Here is a 23,278-nt window from a genome sequence, read left to right on the forward strand (position 1 = left end):
CCCGTTTAGCGCGGAGCATGTTCACCGAAGCCGTGAGCGCGCCCATCTATAGCTCCGATATCTCGCGCTGATAGGCACGGCCACCAATCGCTCGACCCCGCCACGCCGGTGGACCATCCCATTTCTGCGTAATGCCCGACTCGGCAAGCCTTTGCAACACATCGAACTGTGCAGTGCATGACAGCAACGACGCCCAGCTACAGTGCTCAACAATGGCGCGCACGGCGTTATACCCGACTCCTGACAGGACCGACGCCTCCCTCGCCAAAAGTGGATCGCCCCGCGCGCCCAGTACCCCATACGCCCACCAGACCCGACGCGCCCGGAAATGCCATGTTGGTTCTCTGTTCTCCGTCACCCGCGCAAGCGTACCCGGGAAGCGCTCACGATACGCGGGCGTGTCGGCCACGCGAAGGGGCAATGCCGCGAGCAGGCGTTCTTTCGTCACCTGTTGCGGTTTGCCATCCTGGCTGAGCAACGCGGCAGCTGTCGCATCGACGTGTGCCGCAAAACGTTCGTCCTCAGTCGACACCTTGATGGCAGTCGACGTGCCGGGAGGAGTTGCCGCGTAGGGCAATGAGAGCGTCGCCAGCAACCAACTCCGATCGTGGTCGTAAAGCCATGACGTGATGCGATACGCCTTGCGCCACAGATCCTCGATCGTCGTTTTCGGGTTCCTCACGATCTCGTCTCGTATCCGGCGGCGGTGTGCGGCGCGGGGGCTTGCCGGTACAGCCTCGTCTGGTTGGTCAGCCCCGCCGACCATCGATCTCGTTGTCGGGATCAAAGGCTCGTCCGCAGGGATACGCTGCAGGCTCCTTTCGAACTGGTCTCGCGTCCCAAACAGGTGCATTGCCAGCAATAAATGCCGGGTAACCGGCATATCGCACTCCGAACTGCCGCGTGGAGTAAAGCGTATCCAGAAACTCATTCTCTTCGCAGCAAACGCTGGATCTACTGCCGCGAGAAAAGTATCACCCAGTTCTTCTATCAGGTGATTCTCGAACGCCTTCATCTGTACGTTGGCCCCCCATGTGAAACCCAGTTCTCGAATGCGATACAGGTAGGCCGCGCGCAAGCGTGGTGATTCCAGGCGGCCCAACGGCCGGTTCAGCAGATCGGATGCAAATCGCGCGTAGTGGAGCATGGTCGAGGTCACTGCGACGCTGGTCGCGTCCGCCCCAGACGCCTGCCAGCCACAGCGGCAGGCTCGCCATGGCAGACGCAGCAGCCGGTTGGCAAACTGGAAAGGACGGTGACAACACGGACAGCTCGACAGCAGCGGTGTGCCATGCCTCCAGCACACACTGACGCCTGGTATGTGGTGCGCGCGGCGCCAGTGCGCCATTCCGTGCGCCCGGACGTCCTCTGCCACACAGACAGTGCACAACTGGGCCTCACCATGCAGCCCCACCACACGCCGGGGCAAACGACCCATCATCGCCTCAACACCTGTTAGCCCCGACCGCGATTCACCACCCAGAAACGGTGCGAAGAGCGGCAACAGGGTGTTGCGTTCCAGTAGCCCTTGCATCGCCGCGTCTGGGTCATCGGCCAGACGATCAGCGAGCCGCGCCAGGCCTGGCGGCACAATCTGCTCAAGTGCAAATGGCGCACTGTCGAACAGGTCTAAAAAGGTATCGGTTTCGAGCCGGTTGCCCGACAGCACGTGATGCCTGGCAACCCGTGACTGGATCGTCTCGTCGGGCAGAGACGGAACAAAAAACGGCAGATTCGACATGGCGTATTCAGGAGGCAGCGTATGCAGTCGAGAATTCGAGCGCATCGCCCGATATCCAGCCAGCATCACGAAGAGCAGCAATCGGCGCCTCGTGTTCGGCAAACCGCCGCGACTCTGAACGCGTTGTACTCCCGGTTTTTGCTGCGATTACCGGCGCAGATCCGGTCTCGTCCACCGCGCCCTGGGTCGGTGCTTCAACCGTCTCGACAGGACTTCGCCGCATGCCCTGAAGCATTTCCAGTCTCGACGAAACGTGGGCATCCCCGTTAGCGGCTCCCATCATCGCCGCAATCTGACTGTCTGGTGGAAGCAGATCCTCGAATTGCGCCATGCGCTGCACGTCGCCACTGCGCAACGCGCCGAGCGCAGGCTTGAGCAATTGCATCCGGGTGTCGGCGACGGTACGCAGTAATCTGGCCGTCAATCGTTCTGTGCCCGTATGAATCGCATGCCGCTGCGCGAGCACCAGCAACTTGATCAGGAAGTCCGTCACGCCCTGCGTCAGATCGTAAAGCACGGTGCGAAGTTCGGTCGTCAACGGCTCCACATGACGCACCCATTGGTATTGCCATGCTGCATCGACCAGCAGGGCCCAGGCCGGATCGTCGGCCTTCGGTTGCCTGAAATCACTCAGTCCCAGTCCCGTGGCACGGCGCGCATTGCGCATCACGTCGCCGAACAGGCCGATCATCGAATTGGTGCCCACGAACACCACCGGAATGCCAATGCTGTTGATCAGGTTCACAAAGAAGTTGAGCATATTGTCCTTGCCTCCCGCTTTCGCGACACGTAAATGCTGCAATTCATCGATGATCAACACGCCGACGAAATGGGTACTGGCGATCTGCTCGATCTGGTGGACTAGTTGCACGATGCCCCGGACCGAACGATAGCGCCTGGCGTACCGTTCCTCCCCGATCGCGCGATCCAACGCCCGGAAGAACGAGTGGCATAACCCGGTGAGCGACCCGTCGAACGGGCACTCGATCTTCAACCAGGGAATCTGCACCTGAACCAGTTCCTGCCCGCGGAATTTCCGGTGCCGGATAGCCTGCGGATAGAGCCGCAAGATGGACTCAAGCGCCGTCGACTTGCCGATCCCGCTCAGGCCCACAACGCTCAACGTGGAGGCTGTCGACCGGAAACCGCTGTCTGCGGTTCCGCCGACAGCCAGCGAATACACGTGACGCCACGTCGACTGCGCCAGAGGATTGCGGCCGACATAACCACCGCGCATTAACGAAGACAACGCCGACTCGAGCTCCAAGTGAATCGGCAACGGCTGGATCAGTTGTAGCAGCCGATCGATACAGTGCAGGCGAACTTCCTTCGACAACCTGATCTCGACGCCAGGCTCGTCGGGAAACAGCGCAAGCGCCGCCGCTGCGTCAGCCTCCGCGCGGATCGGCGGCAACGCTTCGATGAGCGGGTTGCCCTTATACTGCGCAATTGGAGATTCGCCGTACTCGGCAGCCACAAGCTTTCCGCCTAGCGTCATGGCTTGCTCCCTTTACTGCGCAATTTCCCCAGCAGACTTAACACTTCGCCGCCGCGCTCGCCAGCATAAGCTTCCACCACGCTCGATGACACCGGGTCCGGATTGGTAGCATCCGCCGCTCGCGAATCAGCTACAGGAGAGCTTGCGACAGCGCGCCGTTGCTCGGCCGCCTTTTCGAAAGCGCGATGCGCCTTGATGTCGGCGACCTGATGACTCGCAGGAACGGGTATTGACGGTTGCCCCGCCTGCCGCTCAAGCTGTGCATGCCCAACAACGGCCTCAATATGTGCATCGAGGCGGATCTTGTCGTTGAGCGTCGCGTACGTATGATCGGCTGTCGGCGTCTTGACCATCTCAAGCATGTCGAGAACCTCTTCCAGCCGGCGCTGCGCCAGGCGTTCCTCCGACGCGAGCAGGTCGCAGCGCACGAAATTGCGTTGATGGTCCTGTAGCCAAACATGCGCCGTGTCGTTCGGATCGTACCAGACGGTCATCGAACGACGTCCGTCCTTTCGCGCGCTCGCAAACCAGTTTTGCTGCACCGCGTACGCGCACGTGTAATACATCCCCTTGAAGCAGATCCCGCCTCGCTGGATCGACGCGGTGTTACGCGGCAGCAGGTGTAGATACACCAGGTCATCGGGCTGCGCATTGGGCGTGCCCAGCCCATTTTCCATGCCCCAGCGCCAAAGGTTGATCGGCGAGGGTTCGGTTTCGTCGCGAATCATGTCCGCGGTGAGCCGGTCTGGTCGACGGCTATGGTGGTTATAGTGCAGCACGCTACTGATCATGATGTTGGTGAACTCAGCCAGATCGAGGGTGGCGTCGAGCCGGTAGTCCCGTTGGCCTCGTTCGGCAATCCGCTCTCTGACCGCGCCTGGAATCCAGTGGATCTGCGAGGTCTTGTTCAACAGGCGAAACCGGCTCTCGACGATTGCCTTCCAGTCCGGCCGGAACGGCGGGGCGATCGCGATGTCTATACCCAGCCCCGACACAATGCCTTCGGCCGCCTGCCCCAGCATTTCGGCACGATCGGCCATCAGCTCATGAGGAAGATGGTGAGAAGGCCACGACGACGATTCAATATCGATGCCGTACGCGCGACAGAACGCGACCTTGTCGGTGAATGCGTTAAACAACGCGTGACGTGCGCCGTTCCAGCTCGGACCTTCCAGGCCGACAAAGATCCCCGCGATCATCGTCGAAAATACATCCACGACGACGTAGACGACCGGACGACCGATGACCCAGTTGCGGTTATAACGGCTCACCAGATAAATATCGGCAATCGTTGAATCGATTTCGAAGCGGTGACAGGGGCCGTACACGCCATCACTGGCTCTCCCCGTTAGCCCCCGATGGTCTTTCTGCCAGCGTCGTTCTCCCACGCGGGAACGTAGTACCGTCAGGTGGTCGAACGCCTTACGACCCCAGTAACTGAATTGCCGCAAGCTCGGCAGTTGATCGAGCGGCTTGAGTGTCAGATCATCGGTCGACGCGCCGGGGGCGACATGTTCTTGGACGTAGAATCGCCGCAGGGTTCGGTGGTAGGCATCCATCATCGAAGCCACTTCGTTTTTCCGGTACAGCGAATAGCCGATCTTGATGAAGCTCTTGTCGTCGTCGCCAAGTATCTTTCCGCGCCGCTCACCGCTGTTCGCTGCTCGCTTCGGAGGGCGTCCCGGACGCTTTCCGGCCGAAAACATGCGAGGCTTACCAGGAGCGCCCGCATTCTCGTAGTCTGGCAGCAATGCGTTGCGAATCTGCCCGAACGTCCAATATCGGTACAGCAGCCGGTACAGAGTCTTGCGTTGCGCTCCTGTAGCTTTTGCATGCAACGCGACAAGCGCGCCCATCGCGCGCGGTTCGAATATTCTGCCCGGAGCCTCTGTATTGATCAGCTCTGCAATGCGCTCCCAATTACGATCGCGCAGAGCCCTCTCCGCCTCCGGGATATCCTCTTCAACTTGAAGCATGTAGGTCGGCAACCGTAGCTGGCTACGACGGGCGTCACCCCGCAGGAGCCAGGTCTGGACGTCTTCGTTCGCCGCAACCCAAGGTTGGCGTGGCGTTTGCGCTATCGTGATCAAGGTGGTCAGCGCAGCACGCTCGTCGACCCAGAGGATGCGTGCCATCCCTGCGAACGGCAACTGATCGGACAGCGCCTCGATCACCGTATTGATCAGTGCAATTGCGTCGGCCACGTCAGGCCGCCCGCTTTGCAGTCGCTGAATCTAACGACACGATCCGTATCTTCGGTGCCTGCGATGTCAACAACATGGGGATAGAGAGGTCCACCTGAACCACCTTGTGCCAGACAAGGTACTTGAAAATCTTGACAGCGTCCGGATAGGGCAGACGCAACCGATAGCAGACCGTGCGCAAAAGCGACGACAACGTCCGGTCGTGAGTTCCAGCCTCGTCGATACCATCGAGAAACCGGGTGTGCAAATCGCCGCTCTGCAGCCCTCGCTCAATCTGCTCGCCGCCGCGCAACCAGACGAGATTCTTTGCAACCACGGGATTTACGTTTTCGTCGGTGACGATCTGCCAGTGAACGTCGCGCTGCTGCCAGTAGGCGCGCTCGAGCTCCAGTTTCTCCAGGGTCCGCTGGAGCCCGCTGCCACTCGACAGGGCATCGGCGTATTTGAGCGTTCAGGCGAATTCACGGACCGAGCCGTCATCTGCTTTGACTGTGACGACGAAATCGGTCGTCATGACATAGGGCACGGTCGTGCCGGCATAAAGCGGATAGCGAATGCCAAGCTGGCGAGCTATGTCCTGAATTGGCGCGCTCGGAAATAGCGGAAACTGCTCGCGGATGTCGATCACGCGCTCTGAGAATTCCAGTATCGTCAGATATGCGTATTCAAGATCAGAGAGAACGTGATGGACGCGTCCTGTCCTGAGGCCGTTCACCTTGCGAGACCGGCCACGCGACGGCACATCCTGTATCCGAAGCCACGGCTTGTAGTCTGCGCCGACACCCTGTCCATAGCCCTGCGCCACGTACCTGTCAATGTCGTTCTGAGTCTTGAAACGTCGTGCCCGCATGTGCGTCTGGCCAAATCAAACCGCGCAGTATAGCGGCCGGAGCAACTGCTTGTGTCAAACTCTATTGTTTTGTGTCGAACTCTATTGTTCGTTCACACCAGTCTGCAACAATCTCCGGCAATGCCGTGCAATCTGCTTTTCCTCCTCGGTGTGAATCGCCCTCACCTTGCCCGACGGGTCACCCTCGGATAGCCCCAGAAACGCAAGCCCATCGCACACACGTCTGCGAATTTCCTCACTGTGTTCGCCGATCCCGCCCGTGAACACCAGTAAATCGATCCCGCCGAGCAAAGCCGCATACGCACCAATCGTTTTGCGCACAGCAGTAGCAAACGCATCCAGCGCCAGCGACGCATTCGCGTCACCCGCCGCCGCGCGCTTTTCCAGCGCCTGCATATCGCTTTCGCCATCGGCATAGCCGGCCAGGCCGCTCTGGCGATTCAACAGCGTCTCCAGTGCGTCAGCATCGAGCTTCTCCACGCGCATCAGATACAACAGCACGCCCGGATCGAGATCGCCGCTGCGTGTGCCCATCGGCACGCCGCCGGTCGGCGTTAATCCCATCGATGTATCAACGGATTTGCCGTCCTGCAATGCACATAAACTCGAACCGTTACCCAGATGCGCAAATACCGCACGCGGCGGCAGACCGGTCCCGAGCTTCGCTACCAGCGATTCATACGACAGCCCGTGAAAGCCATAGCGAATCACGCCCGCATCCACGTAGCGGCGCGGTAACGCAAGCTGCGCCGCACGCGGTGGCAGCGTCGCGTGAAACGCAGTATCGAAGCAGGCGAAATGCTGCGCATCGCTGAAAATCTTCGTCGCCTCGTCGATCAGCGCCAGCGCCGGTGGAATATGCAAAGGCGCAAAGTGCACGGCATCCTGCAAGCGCTGCCGGACTTCAGGTGTCAATCGTTGATGCGTGCGCAAATGCGGGCCGCCATGCACCACGCGATGTCCCACTGCCGTGGGCCGCTCACGTTTCTGTTCCGCCAACACGCGCGAGAGCTTCTGCAATGCGTCGGTCTGCGACTGCATCACATGCTCCTCCTGCACCAGCACGCGGCCGTCGGGCGACTTGATGCGCAAGCTGCCGTCGTCCCGTCCAATACCCTCGGCGCTGCCTTCCAGCAGCAATGCTTCGTCACCGCCGGCGCGCACAAACAGCCCGAACTTCAGCGACGACGACCCGCTGTTCAGCACCAGAATTGTCGGCTCGTCAGTCTCCTTACGCGTCGCCATATCAAGCCTCGCTCAACCCTTCCACGTCCAGTTGCGGATCTCTTCCTTATCGATGCCTTCAGCATGCGCATAAGCAAGATGCTCGATGACCTGCCCGCGCAGCCATTCCTTCGTATGATCGCCGACACCGCGCAGCGCCGGCACGCGGTCGATCACGTCGATCGCCAGCGAGAAGCGGTCGACCTGGTTGATGATCGCCAGTTCGAGCGGCGTATTGATGTTGCCTTTCTCGTGGTAGCCGTGCACATGCAGGTTATCGTGATTAGTGCGGTTATAGGTCAGCTTGTGCACCAGCGACGCGTAAGAATGGAAGTTGAAAATCACCGGTTTGCTGGTGGTGAACAGCGAATCGAAATCGCGGCTGGACAGGCCGTGGGGATGCGCATGCTCAGGCATCAGACGGAACAGATCGACCACGTTGACAAAGCGGATCTTCAACTCGGGAAAATGCTTCTTCAGAATCTGCACGGCGGCGAGTGCTTCCATCGTCGCGATGTCGCCCGCGCACGCCATCACCACGTCCGGCTCAACCCCTTGATCCGTCGACGCCCAATCCCAGATGCCGATGCCCTTGGTGCAATGCGTAACGGCCGATTCCATGTCGAGGTACTGCAGATGCGGCTGCTTGTCGGCCACGATCACGTTGACGTAGTCACGCGAACGCAAGCAATGATCGGCGACGCTCAGCAAACAATTCGCGTCCGGCGGCAGGTAAATGCGCACCACGTCCGGGCTCTTGTTGGTCACGACATCGAGAAAGCCAGGGTCCTGGTGCGTGAAGCCGTTGTGATCCTGGCGCCATACCAGCGACGTGATCAGCAGATTGATCGATGGCACGGGTTGCCGCCAGCCGAGATCGCGTTTCGCTTTCTCCAGCCACTTGGCGTGCTGGTTGAACATCGAATCAATCACGTGGACGAAGGCTTCATAGGTGGCGAACAGCCCATGTCGGCCGGTGAGCACGTAACCTTCGAACCAGCCTTCGAGCGTGTGCTCGCTCAGCATCTCCATCACGCGGCCGTCCACGGCGAGTTCGCCGCCGTCGGCGTCGCTTGCCATCGTTTCGGCCAGCCAGGTTTTCTCGGAAGCCTCGTAGATGGCCGTCAGCTTGTTGCTGGCGGTTTCGTCGGGGCCGAACACACGGAAGTTCGTCATGTTGTTGCGCATCACATCGCGCAGAAACGTGCCGAGCACTTCAGTGGGCGACGTGTACGAGCCGCCTGGTTTCTTCACTTCCACCGCGTAGTCGCGAAACGCCGGCATGTCGAGCGTTTTGCACAACAAGCCGCCATTCGCATGCGGATTCGCGCTGATGCGACGCGTGCCAACGGGCGCCAGTTCGCGCAGTTCTTCGACCAGACGCCCCGCTTCGTCGAATAGCGACTGCGGTTCATAACTGCGCAGCCAGTTCTCGACGAGCTTCAGGCTCTTGCTATTGGTGACCGGATCGAGCACCGGCACCTGGTGCGCACGCCATGAGCCTTCCACTTGATGACCGTCGACTTCTTTCGGGCCAGTCCAGCCTTTCGGCGAACGCAGCACGATCATCGGCCAGCGCGGCCGCGTTGCGTCATTGGTCTCGCGCGCATGCTGCTGGATCGCGCGGATTTCGCCGATGCATTGTTCAAGCGTTGCGGCCATCTGTTGATGCATGGTGTCCGGGTCGTCGCCCTCGACGAAATACGGTTTGTGGCCGTAGCCGGTCAGCAAGGCTTCGAGTTCCTCACGGGGAATCCGCGCGAGGATCGTCGGATTGGCGATCTTGTAGCCGTTCAGATGCAGAACCGGTAGCACGGCGCCATCACGAATCGGGTTGAGGAATTTGTTCGAGTGCCATGAAGTGGCGAGCGGGCCGGTTTCCGCCTCGCCGTCGCCGATCATTACCGCGACGATCAGATCGGGGTTGTCGAACGCCGCGCCGTAGCCGTGCGACAGGCTATAACCGAGTTCGCCGCCTTCGTGAATCGAGCCCGGTGTTTCGGGCGTGCAATGCGAGCCGATGCCGCCGGGAAACGAGAACTGCCGGAAGAAGCGCCGCATGCCGGCTTCGTCTTCGCTGCGGTCAGGATAGATTTCCGAGTAGTGGCCTTCGAGGTAGCAATGAGCCAGCGTGGCAGGCGCGCCATGGCCTGGGCCTGCGATATAGATCACGTCCAGATCGAGCTTCTTGATCAGCCGGTTCAGATGCACCAGCAGGAAACTCTGCCCTGGGTCCGAGCCCCAATGGCCCAGCAGGCGGTTCTTGATGTGTTCGGGTTTGAGCGCTTCGCGCAACAGCGGATTGTCGCGCAGGTAGATCATGCCGGCCGAAAGATAGTTGCAGGCACGCCAGTAGCGGTCCATCTTGCGCAAGGCTTCGGGTTCTAAGGTGTTCGGCGGGGTCGGACGGGAGGTTGCTTCGGCCATGGCGTCACTCCTTGAAAAGGACTGTCAGGCAGGTTAGCGGGTGCTGCAGCGATTGTTCGTGACGCGGCCGGTGAAGAAACCAGCAATGCCGGCCGTCCTGTCATGCGCATGACATAACGCAAGCGTTCCGGCAATGGCCCGTTGCTCGAAGCTTTAGGGAATCGAGCCAGTAATCGAGCCAGGAAGCGTCAGGGGTGTGACAGGAAGCATACGTCATGGTTCGACGCGATCGTCCGAACCTTGATCTTGCGACGTGCGTGCGTCGCTTTCGTGTACGCGTGGGAACCGTGGATAGTGCGTGGACAATGTAGTGGCCGATCCGATTGCCGGCCCGAACGTTGGCTAGCGCCCGTTCGTCTGTTCATTCGCTGGTATTCAGTTGAAAGCTTTACTCCTGCTCTTTCTCCTCGCGTTGTGGCGGACGGTAGCGCCATTTGCTGGCATTGGGGTCGTTGCGCGCGTCATCCTGTTCACGCTGCTCGGCGCGCGCTTCATCGGCGCGGCCAAGTTCAGCGCGGCGGTCGCGCACGGCGCCCGGCGAATCGGCCGGTCGCAATGGCGACGGCGAGCGTTTTTGGGTCGGTACGGGTGACATAGGGCCTCCTTTTTTTGGGGATGTAGGACGAATCAACGTTTCTTGCCTGTCCAGCGGCGATCCGGGCGGCGTATGAGGCGAAGCTGACGCAGGTACATCGAAGAGCCGAACAACAGCACCATACCTGCCACGATGCCCCAGATTGCGGATGTCATGATTTTTCCTTTAGCCCGCCGGCCGCACAGCGTTTTATCGCCTGCGACGTGAAGGTGGGTAATCGATTGCGCGCATGGCGGACGTTGAATAAACCTGTTCTCGCCGCGCGACAAGCAAGGATCATGCTCTCTTTTGGACGATATGTCTGTACGCTGTTGGACAGTCGGCGGGCCAGAGGCTGCCGGTCTTGCGCTAGACTTTAAGCGAGCATTAAGTCAATGCGGCTAAGCTCGCCATGCTAAATGCGCGACGGCGGACCGCATCTGGCGCGTCCTGCCCTGCTCGCCCATCATCTGAACGGCCACCATGTCGACACCCAGCCGCCTCAAAGCGCCCCTGATTCTTGTTCTCTCGCTCGTGCTGTTGTGCGCCGGTGTCGCCGTTCTGGTGGGCGTGTTCGGGTTGCTGGTAACGGTGCTCGGCAAACTGTAGGCCGCCGCCGGGCGGGCGTTAGCGGTGCAAAATGTGTATCCTGATCGATCTTCCCCGAACCGCCCTGGCGGCCAGGATTATTGCAAGGAGATTGCATTGACGGACCACGCTGAACCTCTCCCGCCCTCCAAACCGGAGATCGATCCGGCCTTGGTCGAACTGGCACATCAGGTTTTCGATCTCGCACGACGCGGCGATGCCGCCATGCTTGCCGCGGTCATCGAAAAAGGCGTGCCGCCGAATTTACGCAACGACAAAGGCGACAGTCTCGTCATGCTGGCAAGCTATCACGGTCACACAGATGCGGTACGTGCGCTGCTCGAGCATGGGGCTGATCCGGATCTGCGTAACGATAACGGACAGACACCCATTGCGGGCGCCGCTTTCAAGGGTTTCAACGCGGTCATTGAAACCTTGCTCGCGCATGGCGCGGATGTCGAAGGCGCGTCGCCCGATGGCCGCACCGCGTTGATGATCGCGGCGATGTTCAACCGCACGGACATCGTCGACCTGCTGATCCGACACGGGGCGAATCCGCAAGCGCGAGATGCGAGCGGTTTTACTCCGCTGGATGCCGCCAACAAGATGGGGGCGGCGGATACGCCCGCGCAATTGAAGAAGGCGGGTTCTTAAGCGCCACCGCTCATTAAGCCATCCAGATCGATCTCGGCCAGCTCCCCGATCCTCTCAACCGTCACATCCGCTGGCGGATTACTTGCAATCTCCTTGGGATCAAAAGCGTAATGCCCCTGGCGGGGAAAAACCGTTGTCAGCCTTTTCCCCCAACTCTTCTTCATGGCTGTCAAAATCCGCAATTTGTCATCCACCATCACGTAGTGCCGCGCCGGATAACACTCCATGACCTGATCGAGCATCTGCTCCTTATGGATGTAAATGAGAACCCGCCCGTCGACTTCGTCCCATAAGCCCGAGCGGGAAATCTTCCTTGGCTGGAACACCACATCTCCGTCCGACAAAATCACCGCCGGTCCTCGCTGCGACACATGCCGGATCGCATCCAGTGCCCCAGGATAAAGCCGGTTCGCGAACGGATAATCAATCAGAAACGACGACATCAACAACAAGCCCGTGTCGCGCGGATGCTCCTGCCGATAGCGCTGCAACGCGCCCAGGTAATCGGCATAGCCCAGCTCTGCCCGCAAGTCCTCGAAGATTTCCCAGTACCGTGTGCTGTTCTGCTCGCCGAACTGCCGCATCATGTGCGCGCGTAAATCCGCCAGCACATGATCGTTGTCGAGCAACGTGTTATCGCAATCGAATAGAAACACGACGTCGTGAGGCGTAGCGTTGGTGGCTCCCATTGCGGCTCCCATGAATTAGCTCTTGTGCCCATCGGCCGGCGTGGCCGCTTTCTCGACGTGACCGCCGAAGTCGTGCCGCATGGCCGACAACACCCGGTTCGCAAAATCCGCGTCGCCTCGCGAGCTGAAACGCGCGAACAGCGCCGCGCTCAGCACCGGCGTCGGCACGCCTTCGTCGATCGCTGCCGCCACCGTCCAGCGCCCTTCGCCTGAATCCGATACGCGCCCGGCGTAGCTTTGCAGATCGGCGTCGCTGACGAGCGACCCTGCTATCAGGTCCAGCAGCCACGAACCGATCACGCTGCCGCGCCGCCATACCTCAGTGACCTCGGCCAGATTCAATTCGTATTGGTAAAGCTCGGGACGGCGCAGCGGCGACGTTTCGGCATCGGCTTCGCGCGCGTGTTTGCCGGCGTCGGCGTGGCGCAGAATGTTCAGGCCTTCGGCGTACGCGGCCATCATTCCGTATTCGATGCCGTTGTGGACCATCTTCACAAAGTGCCCTGCACCCTGCGGGCCGCAATGCAGGAAGCCCTGATCGGCCGTGCTGTCGCTGGCTGTGCGGCCCGGCGTGGCAGCCACCGAGCCCGCGCCCGGCGCGAGCGTCGAGAAAATCGGTTCGAGCCGCTTCACGACCTCGGCCTCGCCGCCGATCATCAGACAGTAGCCGCGCTCACGTCCCGCGACGCCGCCGCTCGTGCCGACATCCACATAGTGCAGCTGACGTTTGGCCAGATCGGCACCACGGCGAATGTCGTCGTGGTAGTAGGAGTTGCCGCCGTCGATCACGATGTCGCCGGGTTCCAGCAAGGGCACCAGGTTCTCAAGCGTTTTGTCGACCACCGCCGCAGGCACCATCAGCCACACCGCTCGCGGTTTTTGCAGTTGCGCGACCAGGTCTTCCAGCGAGGCTGCGCCTGCTATGCCGTCCTGTTTCAGCTTGTCCACCGCTGCCGGTTGCACGTCATAAGCGATACATTGCTGACCGCCCTTCGTCAGGCGTCGCACCATGTCCGCGCCCATGCGTCCCAATCCAATCATGCCTAGCTGCATATCTCGCTCCGGAAAGTGTCTCGTTGCGCTGCCGATCTGTTTCGACCTACTGCGGCCATGCCGCGCGCCTGAATTGCGGCGAGTGGCTTTCCTAACTGTAGCTGCTGGTTGCTGGCGTTGCGTTGCGTTGACGTGATCCGATGGACATACGGTAGCAGCCCCGGATCGCCTGTGCAGTGAATCGGGCATTCCCATCTGCATCGAACGACGATACGCTTCTTTGCAGAGGTTTTGCGCAGCCTGAAGTTCCCGACGTGCATCGGTGTGATCCGTGATCAGGACGCCGGCTTCGATTTGGCTAACTGCCTTCTTACACTTTGGTCGGGCGATCGGGCGGGATGTTTTCGCGGCGGCCGCCCTTGGCATTGGAATTGGTGGCCTGCGCGAGGCGTGTCTCGCGCGCTGTATGCGAATTGATGTGGATGGCGCGAGGCGTGTGTCCCGTGCGCCGTGCCGCGTGCGAACGGCAAGCCTTAGCGCCGCCGTGCCTGAAACTTCCCATATTGCGTGCGCGCAAAACGCTGTACCGCGCGCCACATCTGCGGATAGCGATACCCCGGCACGGCGAACAGCACCAAAGCACACAGCGCCAGCAAACCGCAGAACAGGAACGTGCCGCGAAAGCTGAACGCCTGCACCAGCAAACCCGACAAAACACCGGAGAGAATCGAGCCGACCCGCGCCGCATTGAAGAACAGCGCGGTCGCGCGGCCCGGTGACTGCGGCATCAGATCCTGCACGTAGGTCATGCCGAGGCACGAGGTCACCGCGACTACGAATGCGTTGAGCATCTGCATCGGAATCAGCACATGGACGGTCCCCGCCAGCGACATCGCGACGAAATACACGGCGTGCACCGCCGCGCAGGCCGCCAGCCAGCTAGGCTTATGGAGCGTCGACGACTTCGCGCCGAGCGCAAGCATCATCGGAATCTCCATCAGGGCGCCCAGGCCGAGCATGACCGACACGTCCAGATGCGTGCCGTTCAGACCGTGCACGATGTAAAGCGGCAGCACGATCATGGTGGCGTTCGCGGCCAGACCGAGCAAGGTGAGCGCGGCCACGGCACGGCGGATGTCGTTCGGCGAGGCGACGCCCGGCAGGTCCTCGTGCGCCTCTTCGCCGGGCGCGGTCAGCGGCGGTACGGTGATCGAGGCTGACGGCTCCGAGGCCGTGTCTTCCACCGTGTGATCGCCCAGATGACCTTGCGGCTCCCGCATGCGCCAGACGATGGTCGCGCAGGCTGCGAAGCTTGCCGCGGCGAACAGGAAGAGCCCATAGAAGCCGGCGCCGGCAAGCACCAACGCGCCCACCGATGGACCGAACACCCACGCCGCCGAGAGGATCGTCCGCAATGTGGCGCTGGCGAACGCGCGCTCCGCGGGATCGGGCACTGGCAGCGCCGCGCGGCTGAACGAGAACACCATCGAAATGGCCGAGCCGCCCGCGCCGATAAAGACAATGCCGACGGCCAGCAATAGCCGGTAGTCACGCACCACGCATAAACAGAGATAGCCGAGCGCGGCGGCCGCCAGTGCCGCCAGCAACAACGGCCGGTGTCGTCCGCTCGCATCGCTCCAACGGCCCGCGAAGGTGCTGGCGAGCACCCCGCTGGCGGCGATCAGCGTCATGAACATGCCGAGTTTGAGCGGCGTCATGCCGGCGCGCTCGACGCCGAACAGCGACAGATACGGAGCGGTGAACGACATCGCCACGCCGAGCATGAGGGTGGCGGCAGCCAGAGGCTTGAAGCCGGGGATGTGCAGCAGGTCGAAAAAACGGGAGGTTTTCAACACGGGGTGGCGGTGGGTCAGGGAAAGCGAGTCCGCGACGCGATGCGCGCCGCGGATGTCGTGGCCGGAACAACCAGGGCATTATCGGCCTGGCTTGCAGGCGCGTAAACCCGCAGTCCCGCATCCCAGATTTGTGTTGCGTGCCGTTGCGGACAAACTGACGGCATGGACGGCGCTACTTGCCGTCCGTTGTGCGCATTTGCTGCGCTTGAGCTTTGTAATCGTAGGTCGGATAGAACTCGGTGCGATAGCCGCCCCACGCCGTCGTCTCGATGGCCCGGTTGACTTCACGCAGACGGCTGGCCGGCACGCGCAGCGTGACCACCTGGCCGATACCCATCATCACGTACCACGACACCACTTCGATGCCCGGCGGAGGAAAGGTCTTGAAAAATCCTTGCGCGCGCAACTGGTCGTTGATTTTCGGCAACGGCTTCGATTCGTCGTGGCGCAGGAAGATGGTGAGCAGGAAGGTGTCGTCGGGCGCGGCAGCCGACGCTGCGGCAGGCATGGCCGCTTGCGTGCCTGCCACGACCAGCGCGCCAGGCGCCGGCGCGGCGGCGGGATCGGCGCTATGGGCGAGCGGTGCGATGCAGAGCGACGAGACGAGGGCCGCGCCAAGCAGCCCACGACGGAAGCGCGTGGCGACAGGCGCGACAGGCAAGGCGGACGTGCTGATGGCGATTGCAATGGGCATCGAATGCCTCCATGACGGCGGGGAAAAACCCGGCGGCGTGCTTCAGGGGACCTGCTTAGGGGCACGGGCAGGCGCGGCCTGAGGGTCAGCACTATTCGCTCCCGCCCGACTGCCCTCGCCCGCCGGTTGCACGACCACATACCCGCGTTTTTCGAGCGTCCAGCGGTGCCACTGGTTGCCATAAACACCACAGGCAACGCCGAACAGCACGGACAGCACCAGTCCGATCGTGCCGATTGTTTCACCCCACAAGCCCGAGAAAAACAGCAGCGTATTGACCGCCAGCATGATGAAAGTGGCAAACCACATTCTCTTCGACATGGCCCAGACAAAGCCCAACAGCAACGCGCCCCAACTGAAACCGGTGGCGACCGCGACCGTTTCGTCCTTGCCGGGATACTGAAGATAGATCCTTTCTGCCATTTCCTTTCCTGAACACGATGACACCGCTAGAGCGAATCATGACGTTTAACATGTCGCGCTTGCAAGAACATGCGTTTGTGTGAAATTTACGCGACGACACAACCAGCGGCAGTGCCAATGCAACACGCCAAATTTTAGTTGCCTTGCTAACCATATTGCGTTCCAATGGCCCCTATGTTTGATCACTGTCTTTACTTTAATTCATCCGCATTGGCCCGGCTTGCCGAGCGCGAATGGGGTGTTGTGTACGCCGAATTCGGGCTGACGCCGCCGCAGGGGTTCGTGCTGCGCGTCGTGCTGGCCACACCCGGTTGCCTGAGCAGCCAGGTGGCGGATCTGCTGGGCATTGCCCGCCCCACTGCGACGCGCCTGATCGATAACCTGAGCGACAAGGGGCTGGTGGAGCGCCGCCAGGGCGAAACCGACGGTCGCGAATGGCGGGTGCATGCCACACGGGCAGGCAAGGCGCTTGAGCGGCCTATCAATGAAGCCAGTGCGCAAATTGCGAAGAATCTGCGTGCCAGGATTGGGCCTGAGCTGTTCGAGGCAGCCGTTACCTCAATGCACGGCGTGCGGAAAGCGCTTGGATAAGGCGCTTTTTTTTAATCAAATAGTTGTCTTGCTAATCATATGGGAAGATCAAATGGACCATCTGGCGAGTCAGCGCAACGCGACAGCCCGAAACGGCGCGGCACGATTTTCAGGCGGCACGCGGATCTCGGCAAACTGGATGTTTGGCGCCGCGCTCGGGTTATCGCTTTGCATCTTGCTGGGGATCGCGATTGCTTGCGCGCCGGCTGCCGTGCGCAGCAACAATGAGCGCTGCTTGCAAGCGTTGGCGAATGAGCAGCACGTGAGCGTCGAAGATTTTTTCCAGAACCCGGCTAAGCAGGATGTGTTGGCGTTGGCGGCCGAGCAATGCGCGCGATGACTGACTTGCATTGCGTATCGGACTCGTGCGGTGGTAAGACCGCGGGTCAGGGAAGGCACGACCGGCGCGGGAAAGCATCCTTGTGCCCGCCACTGACGATCCTGGCCATAGCTGATACTCTTTTGCTTATTCCACTCGCGACAAAGCCCCGCGCAAGCGGAAATCACTGTCTGGCGCGGGTAAAAAAGCACCGGAGCACCCATGGCAACCCCAAAGCCCTATTCCGCCCACGCCCCCTCTCGAGCCGAGATCGACGCCCTGCCGGGCGCGACGGTCATAGAGTTCGGCACGGACTGGTGCGGCTTCTGTCAGGGCGCGCAAGCGTCGATTACCAAAGCCTTTGAACCTCACGCCGGCATCAGGCATCTGAAAGTCGAAGACGGCCCGGGCCGCCCGCTTGGCCGCTCCTTCAAGGTCAAACTTTGGCCCACACTGGTGTTCATGCGCGATGGCGCCGAAGTCGCCCGCATCGTGCGCCCGACTAACGCTGCGGACATAGCCGAGGCCTTCGCTTCGCTCTGACCCGGGCGGCGCACACACACCTGCACGATTTCATCCGCAAACCGGATTAAAGGGAGCACACCTTATGGACACCCGTAGCGAGCTGCAAGCCACCGTCAAAGCGATGGTCCAACCCGGCAAAGGTCTTCTCGCCGCCGACGAAAGCGGTCCGACCATCGCCAAACGCTTCAAGACGATCGGACTCGAATCCAGCGAGGAAAACCGCCGCGCCTATCGCAACCTGCTGCTCACCACGCCGGGCCTCGGTGAATTCGTGAGCGGCGTGATCCTTTACGAAGAAACACTCGGGCAGAAAGCGGACGACGGCACGCCTTTTCCGCAACTTGCCGCCAAAAACGGCGTTGTGCCCGGCATCAAGGTGGACCTCGGCAAGATTCCGCTCGCGCTCGCGCCTGGCGACGAAATCACCGAAGGTCTCGACGGCCTCGCCAAACGGTTCGTCGACTACAAGCGGCAAGGCGCGCGCTTCGCCAAATGGCGCGCGGTGTACAACATCACGGCGAGCTTGCCGAGCCGCCTCGCCATTGAAGCGAATGCCGACTCGCTGGCACGCTACGCGGCGATCTCGCAGGAAGCGGGCATCGTGCCGATCGTCGAGCCGGAAGTGCTGATGGACGGTGATCACACGATCGGACGCTGCGCGGAAGTGACCGAGGCCGTGTTGCACGAAGTGTTTAACGCGCTGCACCGGCATCGTGTGGTGCTCGAACATATTCTGCTGAAGCCCAGCATGGTGCTGGCGGGCGCTGATCATGCGCAGCAGTCGTCTACGTCGGATATCGCCGCGCACACCGTGCGAATACTCAAGCGCACGGTGCCGTCTGCGGTGCCGGGGATCGTGTTCCTGTCAGGCGGGCAAACGCCGGAAGAGGCAACGGCCAACCTCGATGCGATGAATCGCCTCGGGCCGCTGCCGTGGAACCTGAGCTTCTCGTATGGCCGCGCGTTGCAGGAACCGCCGCTGCAAGCATGGAAGGGACAGGCGAGCAACGTGAAAGGCGCGCAGGAGGCGTTGCTCAAGCGCGCCCGTCTGAACAGCGCGGCGGCACTCGGCAAGTACGACGCTTCACAGGAAAAAAGCTAGCCGCGACGAGAAGCGGTTTGCGCGTCCTGCAGCTCCCCGGTAAGCGCGCGCCTTGCCGAACAGGCTTCGGTTGAGGCCTGTTCGACAGGGAAGATCCCACCAGACTCAACGATTCGTGGTGGTTGCGCGCGCAATTTTGTCGAGTAGCGCCTGCAGCGAAACCGGCTTGCCGAGGTGCCCGTCGTAGCCGGCGCGGATGGCACGCGTTGCATCCTGAGGCCGCCCGAAGCCCGTCAGTGCGAGCGCGGGCACCGAGGCGGTCGCCGGCAGTTTGCGCAACGCCGCGATCAGTTCGTAGCCGTCCATGCCCGGCATGCCGATATCCGACAGAATCAGATCGAACGGTTGGTGAGCTGCGACAGCAAGCGCGTCAGCGCCATTGGTTTGCGGCCACACCTGCGCGCCTTCGAGTTCGAGCAGGCTCTGGAACGCCTGCAAACTTTCGACCGCATCGTCTATCAGCAGAATCCTCATACCCTTGAGCAAATTGGCGTCGCCTGGTGTGTCGTGCGTTTCGTGCTGCGCCACCGTGCTGTCGGCCGGCAGCCAGACGCGGAAACGCGCGCCCTTCCCGGCGCCTGCGGATTCCGCTTTCACATGCCCACCATGCATTTCGGCGAGCTGTTTGACGAGCGCGAGCCCGATACCCAACCCGCCGCTGTGCCGCCGATGCGCACCCTCGGCCTGGCTGAACATGTCGAATACGTTCGGCAGAAAGGCCGGCTCGATGCCGCGCCCCGTATCCTTCACTTCAACACAGGCATAGCCGTCTTCGCGCGAGAGCGTCAGATTCACCTGCCCGCCCTGCGGCGTGAACTTCACCGCGTTGCTAACGAGGTTCCACAGAATCTGCTCGAAGCGCACCGCATCGGCGTCGATAAAGAATGGCTCGGCCGCGCCATGCACGGTCACGCTCACTTGATGCGCCTGCGCATCCGCCTCGATCGCGCTGCCTACCAGCGCCGTGATCGCCGCGATGTCCACGCGCGCGCGCTCCAGCGCCAGTTTGCCGGTGCGCACGCGCGACAGATCGAGCAGATCGTCGATGATCTTGGCGAGACTGACCACCGAGCGGCGAATCGCGTCGGCTGCATCGCGCACCACCGGCAGACCTTGTGTCGACGGCGCGCGGTCCAGCATGTCCGCTTTCACGTGAATCAGGTTCAGCGGGTTCTTCAGTTCGTGCGACAGCACCGCGAGAAATTCGTCCTTCAAACGGCTGGCCGCCTCCACCTTCTGGCGCACCGAGCGTTCAAGAGAAATCTTGCGCTGTTCGAGCGCCTCGGTGCCTTTGCGCTGCGTCAGATCGCGCACGATCTTCGCGAAGCCACTGAACGTTTCCGACGACACCGGTGTGATCACGCCGCTGCAAAAAAGTCGCGCGCCGCCTTTGCGGATGTACCAGCGCTCGTCTTCGACGCGGCCGTCGTTCTGCGCGCGTTGCCGTTCTACCGACGGTTCGTTGGCCTCGCGCTCTTCCGGCAGATAGAGACGGTCGAGCAACTGCCCCGTCATCTCGCTCTCGCTGTAGCCGAAGATCCGCTCCGCACCCTTGTTCCACGTCACCACGCGGCCGTCCATATCCTGCACGATGATCGCGAAGTCATTGGTGCTTTGCGCGGCGAGACGCAAACGCTCTTCACCCATGCGCACCAACTGTTCGGCGCGCCGCACTGCCGTGATATCGACGATGGTCAGCACCGCGCCTTCGATGTGATCGTCCGTCGTGCGATACGGCGAGAGACGCGTCAGAAAATAACGGCCATCGACACCGCGAACCTCACGTTCGATCAACTGCAGCGATTCGAAGACGGTGACGGTATCTTCGGCCAATTGCGGGTAATCGAGCCGGTGCGTGATGTCGTGCAGCGGGCGGCCCACATCGGAGGGAATCACGTTGAACAGGTCGGTCGCGGCCGGCGTATAGCGCTTGATACGCATCTCCCGATCGACGAAGACCGTCGCGATGCCGGTCGAGGCGATTACATTCTGCAAATCGTCCTTGGCCTTGCCGGTTTCCTCGATCTTGACCTGCAACTCGGCGTTGACGGTAAACAACTCCTCGTTCAACGATTGCAACTCTTCCTTGCTGGTCTCCAGTTCTTCGGTGGCCGCGCGCAATTCTTCGTTAATCGCCTGCAATTCTTCGTTTGATGCTTTCAGTTCCTCAGTCGATGCCTCCGACTGTTCGACCGTCGAGCGTAACTCCTGTTTCGTGCGATGCAGTTCGTCCTCAAGATGGCCCAGCAGCGAATCCTGTGCAGCCGCCGTAGCAGGCTGGATGGTTGCCGCAGGCACGCCGACTGTGCTCTCGTCGAACAGCACCAGCGCGAACTCCGGTGAATCCTCGCTGCGCCGGTACGGGCGTACGATGATCCGCACGTGCGCTTCGGCTGTGAATTCGATCGGCGCGGTCGCGACCTCGCTGTTGCTGCGCATGGCCTGGAACAGCGCGCCGCGTAGTTCCAGGCGCAAAACCGGATTCACCAGCATGATCAGGTTGTACGACGGCTCGCCGCGCACGAAACGCAGGAAGCGGCCGGCGTGCTCGGACATATGCAGGATGTTCGCATCCGTATCGACCACCACACTCGGCGGCGCATACATCTCGAGAATGCGTTGATGCAAGGCCGTGAAAGGCAGGATCTGCGGCAGTGGCGGCGTGGGCTCGGCGCTGGCGGCCGCGGTCACCCCGCCGTGCTGGACAACCGGCATGCTGATCGGCGGCCGCACCGCGCTGGTCACCACGTTCGCCCGGTAAATCCGATTCTTTTTATCGACCGGTGTAAACAGTTCTCCCGCAGCCTCCGCGGATTCCGAACTGCCGAGCAGCAGATAGCCGCCGGGCTGCAACGCAAAGTGAAACATTTGCAGCACCTGGCTCTGCACGCTGCGATCGAGATAGATCAGCAGATTGCGGCACGACACCAGGTCGACACGCGAAAACGGCGGATCGCGCAGCACGTTATGCACCGCGAACAACACTTTTTCGCGGATGGCCTTGGACACGCGAAAGTGCGCGCGCTCCGGCGTGAAGAACTGGCGCAGGCGCTGTACAGAGACATCCGCGGTGATCGACTCGGGATAGAGTCCCGCACGGGCAAAAGCAATCGCGCGCTCGTCGATATCGGTCGCGAACAACTGCACCGGTATTCCTTCATGCCGTTCCGGATGATCGGCAAGCAACATGGCCAGCGAGTAGGCTTCTTCACCGGTCGCGCAACCAGCGACCCAGGCGCGCACCGGATCGTCCGCGGATTTCCTCTGGAACAGTTTCGGCACGATCTCGCGCTCGACCACCTCGAACGTTTCACGATCGCGGAAGAAGTTGGTCACGCCGATCAGCATGTCCTTGAGCAGCGCCGGTGTTTCGTCGGGATGCGTGAGGACATAGTCCTGGTACGCCTGCAAATCGGGAATGCCGTTGACCTGCAGGCGGCGTTCGATACGGCGCAGGATCGTGGCGCGCTTGTAGTGCCGGAAATCGTGGCCGGTGCGGGCGCGCAAGGTAGCGAGCACGCCGAGCAAAGCCCGTTCGGCGACTGATACTGGATCGGGCTGCGCGGCAGCGAGTGTTTCGGGTTCGTCGTCCGCAGGGGGGAGACGGATCACGCGAGCATTGTCGGCGAGCTCGCGAAGCTTACGCGGCATCTCCGCAGCCGGCAATGTGAGATCGATCATGCCTGTCGCCATCGCGTTCTGCGGCATTTCGGGGTACTCGGCGTCTGCCGGGTCCTGCGCGATCGTCACTCCGCCATGTTCCTTGATGCGGCCGATACCGGTGGCGCCGTCCGCCCCCGTGCCCGAAAGCACGATCGCGATCGCCCGTTCGCGGTGCGCGTCGGCGAGACTGCGAAAAAACAGGTCGATGGCGACTGGGCGGCCGCGCGGCCGGTCGGTTTCGACGGGCGTCAGATGGCCGTCCTCGAGCGACAGATCGCTCGACGGCGAGATCACATAGACGTGGTTTTTTTCGACCAGCATGGCGTGCTGCACCTGGCGCACCGGCATGCCGGTAGCGTGTTGTAGAACCTGATCGGCGCTGCTGGCATGGTCGGGAGAGAGATGCAGCACGACGACGAAGGCCATGCCGATATCGGAGGGCGTGTTCTCGAAGAAGTGCAGCAGTGCCTGCACGCCGCCCGCGGAGGCGCCGATGCCGACCACCGGGAAGTCCAGCGAGCCGACATCAGCCGCGCGCGCGCCCTCCGCGCCGGTGTCGACGCTATCAGTGCCGGTTGGTGTCCCTGTCTGGGCGCTCGTCTGCGCAGCCGACTGCGTTTTCGTCGGAGACGCCCCTGCTCCACTGCCCGCCATACTCATCCC

The 23,278-nt window shown here is 61.5% G+C and carries 20 protein-coding genes and 1 pseudogene; 6 read left to right on the forward strand and 15 right to left on the reverse strand.

The genetic code is table 11. The features are described 5' to 3' along the window. Window positions 1-46: 46 nt before the first annotated feature. The 9 genes and pseudogenes from PQQ52_RS11785 to PQQ52_RS11825 all read right to left on the reverse strand — a co-directional run bounded on the left by PQQ52_RS11785 (window position 47) and on the right by PQQ52_RS11825 (window position 10,694). On the reverse strand, window positions 47-1,822 hold the full coding sequence (locus PQQ52_RS11785; protein WP_408210767.1) for a TnsD family Tn7-like transposition protein: 1,776 nt from the start codon (window positions 1,820-1,822) through the stop codon (window positions 47-49). Beyond that, on the reverse strand, window positions 1,749-3,239 hold the full coding sequence (locus PQQ52_RS11790) for an ATP-binding protein (protein WP_408210770.1): 1,491 nt from the start codon (window positions 3,237-3,239) through the stop codon (window positions 1,749-1,751). Before PQQ52_RS11790 ends, PQQ52_RS11785 begins: the two co-directional genes overlap by 74 nt. Then, window positions 3,236-5,443: a TnsB C-terminal domain-containing protein gene (locus PQQ52_RS11795; protein WP_408210772.1), complete on the reverse strand. Its 2,208-nt coding sequence runs from the start codon at window positions 5,441-5,443 to the stop codon at window positions 3,236-3,238. The genes PQQ52_RS11790 and PQQ52_RS11795 overlap by 4 nt, the downstream gene beginning before the upstream one ends. A gap of 1 nt (window position 5,444) precedes the next feature. Next, complete coding sequence (locus PQQ52_RS11800; protein WP_408211040.1) at window positions 5,445-5,759, reverse strand: TnsA endonuclease C-terminal domain-containing protein; 315 nt, start codon at window positions 5,757-5,759, stop codon at window positions 5,445-5,447. 27 nt (window positions 5,760-5,786) lie between these two features. After that, window positions 5,787-6,293 (reverse strand): annotated as a pseudogene (locus tag PQQ52_RS11805) (TnsA endonuclease N-terminal domain-containing protein); the annotation flags it as partial. 81 nt (window positions 6,294-6,374) lie between these two features. Next, the gene (locus PQQ52_RS11810; RefSeq protein WP_408210775.1) at window positions 6,375-7,538 is read right to left on the reverse strand and encodes an acetate/propionate family kinase; all 1,164 of its coding nucleotides are present in this window, start codon (window positions 7,536-7,538) and stop codon (window positions 6,375-6,377) included. A 12-nt stretch (window positions 7,539-7,550) separates the two neighbouring features. Beyond that, window positions 7,551-9,944 (reverse strand): phosphoketolase family protein, encoded by a 2,394-nt coding sequence (locus tag PQQ52_RS11815; RefSeq protein ID WP_408210778.1) that lies wholly within the window; start codon window positions 9,942-9,944, stop codon window positions 7,551-7,553. A gap of 388 nt (window positions 9,945-10,332) precedes the next feature. Beyond that, entirely contained in the window at window positions 10,333-10,539 is a 207-nt protein-coding gene (locus tag PQQ52_RS11820; RefSeq protein WP_408210780.1) for a hypothetical protein, read from the reverse strand. A gap of 32 nt (window positions 10,540-10,571) precedes the next feature. Then, window positions 10,572-10,694: a hypothetical protein gene (locus tag PQQ52_RS11825; RefSeq protein ID WP_408210783.1), complete on the reverse strand. Its 123-nt coding sequence runs from the start codon at window positions 10,692-10,694 to the stop codon at window positions 10,572-10,574. A gap of 307 nt (window positions 10,695-11,001) precedes the next feature. Between PQQ52_RS11825 and PQQ52_RS11830 the strand changes: the two genes are divergently transcribed. Then, window positions 11,002-11,127 carry a hypothetical protein gene (locus PQQ52_RS11830; RefSeq protein ID WP_325047661.1) on the forward strand — a complete coding sequence of 42 codons (126 nt, stop codon included), beginning with the start codon at window positions 11,002-11,004 and terminating at the stop codon, window positions 11,125-11,127. A 96-nt stretch (window positions 11,128-11,223) separates the two neighbouring features. Beyond that, on the forward strand, window positions 11,224-11,760 hold the full coding sequence (locus PQQ52_RS11835; RefSeq protein WP_408210784.1) for an ankyrin repeat domain-containing protein: 537 nt from the start codon (window positions 11,224-11,226) through the stop codon (window positions 11,758-11,760). Here the strand turns inward: PQQ52_RS11835 and PQQ52_RS11840 are convergent. The 5 genes from PQQ52_RS11840 to PQQ52_RS11860 all read right to left on the reverse strand — a co-directional run bounded on the left by PQQ52_RS11840 (window position 11,757) and on the right by PQQ52_RS11860 (window position 16,415). Continuing rightward, entirely contained in the window at window positions 11,757-12,449 is a 693-nt protein-coding gene (locus PQQ52_RS11840) for an HAD family hydrolase (protein WP_408210786.1), read from the reverse strand. The two genes, PQQ52_RS11835 and PQQ52_RS11840, sit on opposite strands and share 4 nt — an antisense overlap. 15 nt (window positions 12,450-12,464) lie before the next feature. Further along, window positions 12,465-13,502 carry a phosphogluconate dehydrogenase (NAD(+)-dependent, decarboxylating) gene (gene gnd, locus PQQ52_RS11845; protein WP_408210789.1) on the reverse strand — a complete coding sequence of 346 codons (1,038 nt, stop codon included), beginning with the start codon at window positions 13,500-13,502 and terminating at the stop codon, window positions 12,465-12,467. A gap of 473 nt (window positions 13,503-13,975) precedes the next feature. Next, window positions 13,976-15,298 (reverse strand): sugar efflux transporter, encoded by a 1,323-nt coding sequence (locus tag PQQ52_RS11850; protein WP_408210791.1) that lies wholly within the window; start codon window positions 15,296-15,298, stop codon window positions 13,976-13,978. 172 nt (window positions 15,299-15,470) lie between these two features. Further along, window positions 15,471-15,992, reverse strand: coding sequence for a hypothetical protein (locus PQQ52_RS11855; protein WP_408210793.1), 522 nt, complete (start codon window positions 15,990-15,992; stop codon window positions 15,471-15,473). A gap of 42 nt (window positions 15,993-16,034) precedes the next feature. After that, entirely contained in the window at window positions 16,035-16,415 is a 381-nt protein-coding gene (locus PQQ52_RS11860) for a DUF2628 domain-containing protein (protein ID WP_408210795.1), read from the reverse strand. 165 nt (window positions 16,416-16,580) lie between these two features. On the opposite strand from PQQ52_RS11860, the gene PQQ52_RS11865 reads away from it, so the two are divergent. The 4 genes from PQQ52_RS11865 (at window position 16,581) to PQQ52_RS11880 (ending at window position 18,952) form a co-directional block, all read left to right on the forward strand. Beyond that, on the forward strand, window positions 16,581-17,006 hold the full coding sequence (locus tag PQQ52_RS11865) for a MarR family winged helix-turn-helix transcriptional regulator (RefSeq protein ID WP_408210797.1): 426 nt from the start codon (window positions 16,581-16,583) through the stop codon (window positions 17,004-17,006). After that, on the forward strand, window positions 16,999-17,346 hold the full coding sequence (locus PQQ52_RS11870) for a hypothetical protein (RefSeq protein ID WP_408210800.1): 348 nt from the start codon (window positions 16,999-17,001) through the stop codon (window positions 17,344-17,346). The genes PQQ52_RS11865 and PQQ52_RS11870 overlap by 8 nt, the downstream gene beginning before the upstream one ends. Before the next feature lie 201 nt (window positions 17,347-17,547). After that, window positions 17,548-17,868 carry a thioredoxin family protein gene (locus PQQ52_RS11875; RefSeq protein WP_408210802.1) on the forward strand — a complete coding sequence of 107 codons (321 nt, stop codon included), beginning with the start codon at window positions 17,548-17,550 and terminating at the stop codon, window positions 17,866-17,868. A gap of 64 nt (window positions 17,869-17,932) precedes the next feature. Further along, the gene (locus tag PQQ52_RS11880) at window positions 17,933-18,952 is read left to right on the forward strand and encodes a class I fructose-bisphosphate aldolase (protein ID WP_408210804.1); all 1,020 of its coding nucleotides are present in this window, start codon (window positions 17,933-17,935) and stop codon (window positions 18,950-18,952) included. Window positions 18,953-19,057: 105 nt separating this feature from the next. Here the strand turns inward: PQQ52_RS11880 and PQQ52_RS11885 are convergent, their stop codons facing one another. Continuing rightward, window positions 19,058-23,275 (reverse strand): chemotaxis protein CheB, encoded by a 4,218-nt coding sequence (locus tag PQQ52_RS11885; protein WP_408210807.1) that lies wholly within the window; start codon window positions 23,273-23,275, stop codon window positions 19,058-19,060. Window positions 23,276-23,278: the final 3 nt, after the last annotated feature.

The organism is Paraburkholderia sediminicola (assembly GCF_046030555.1).
GTDB classification, from domain to species: Bacteria; Pseudomonadota; Gammaproteobacteria; order Burkholderiales; family Burkholderiaceae; genus Paraburkholderia; species Paraburkholderia sediminicola_E.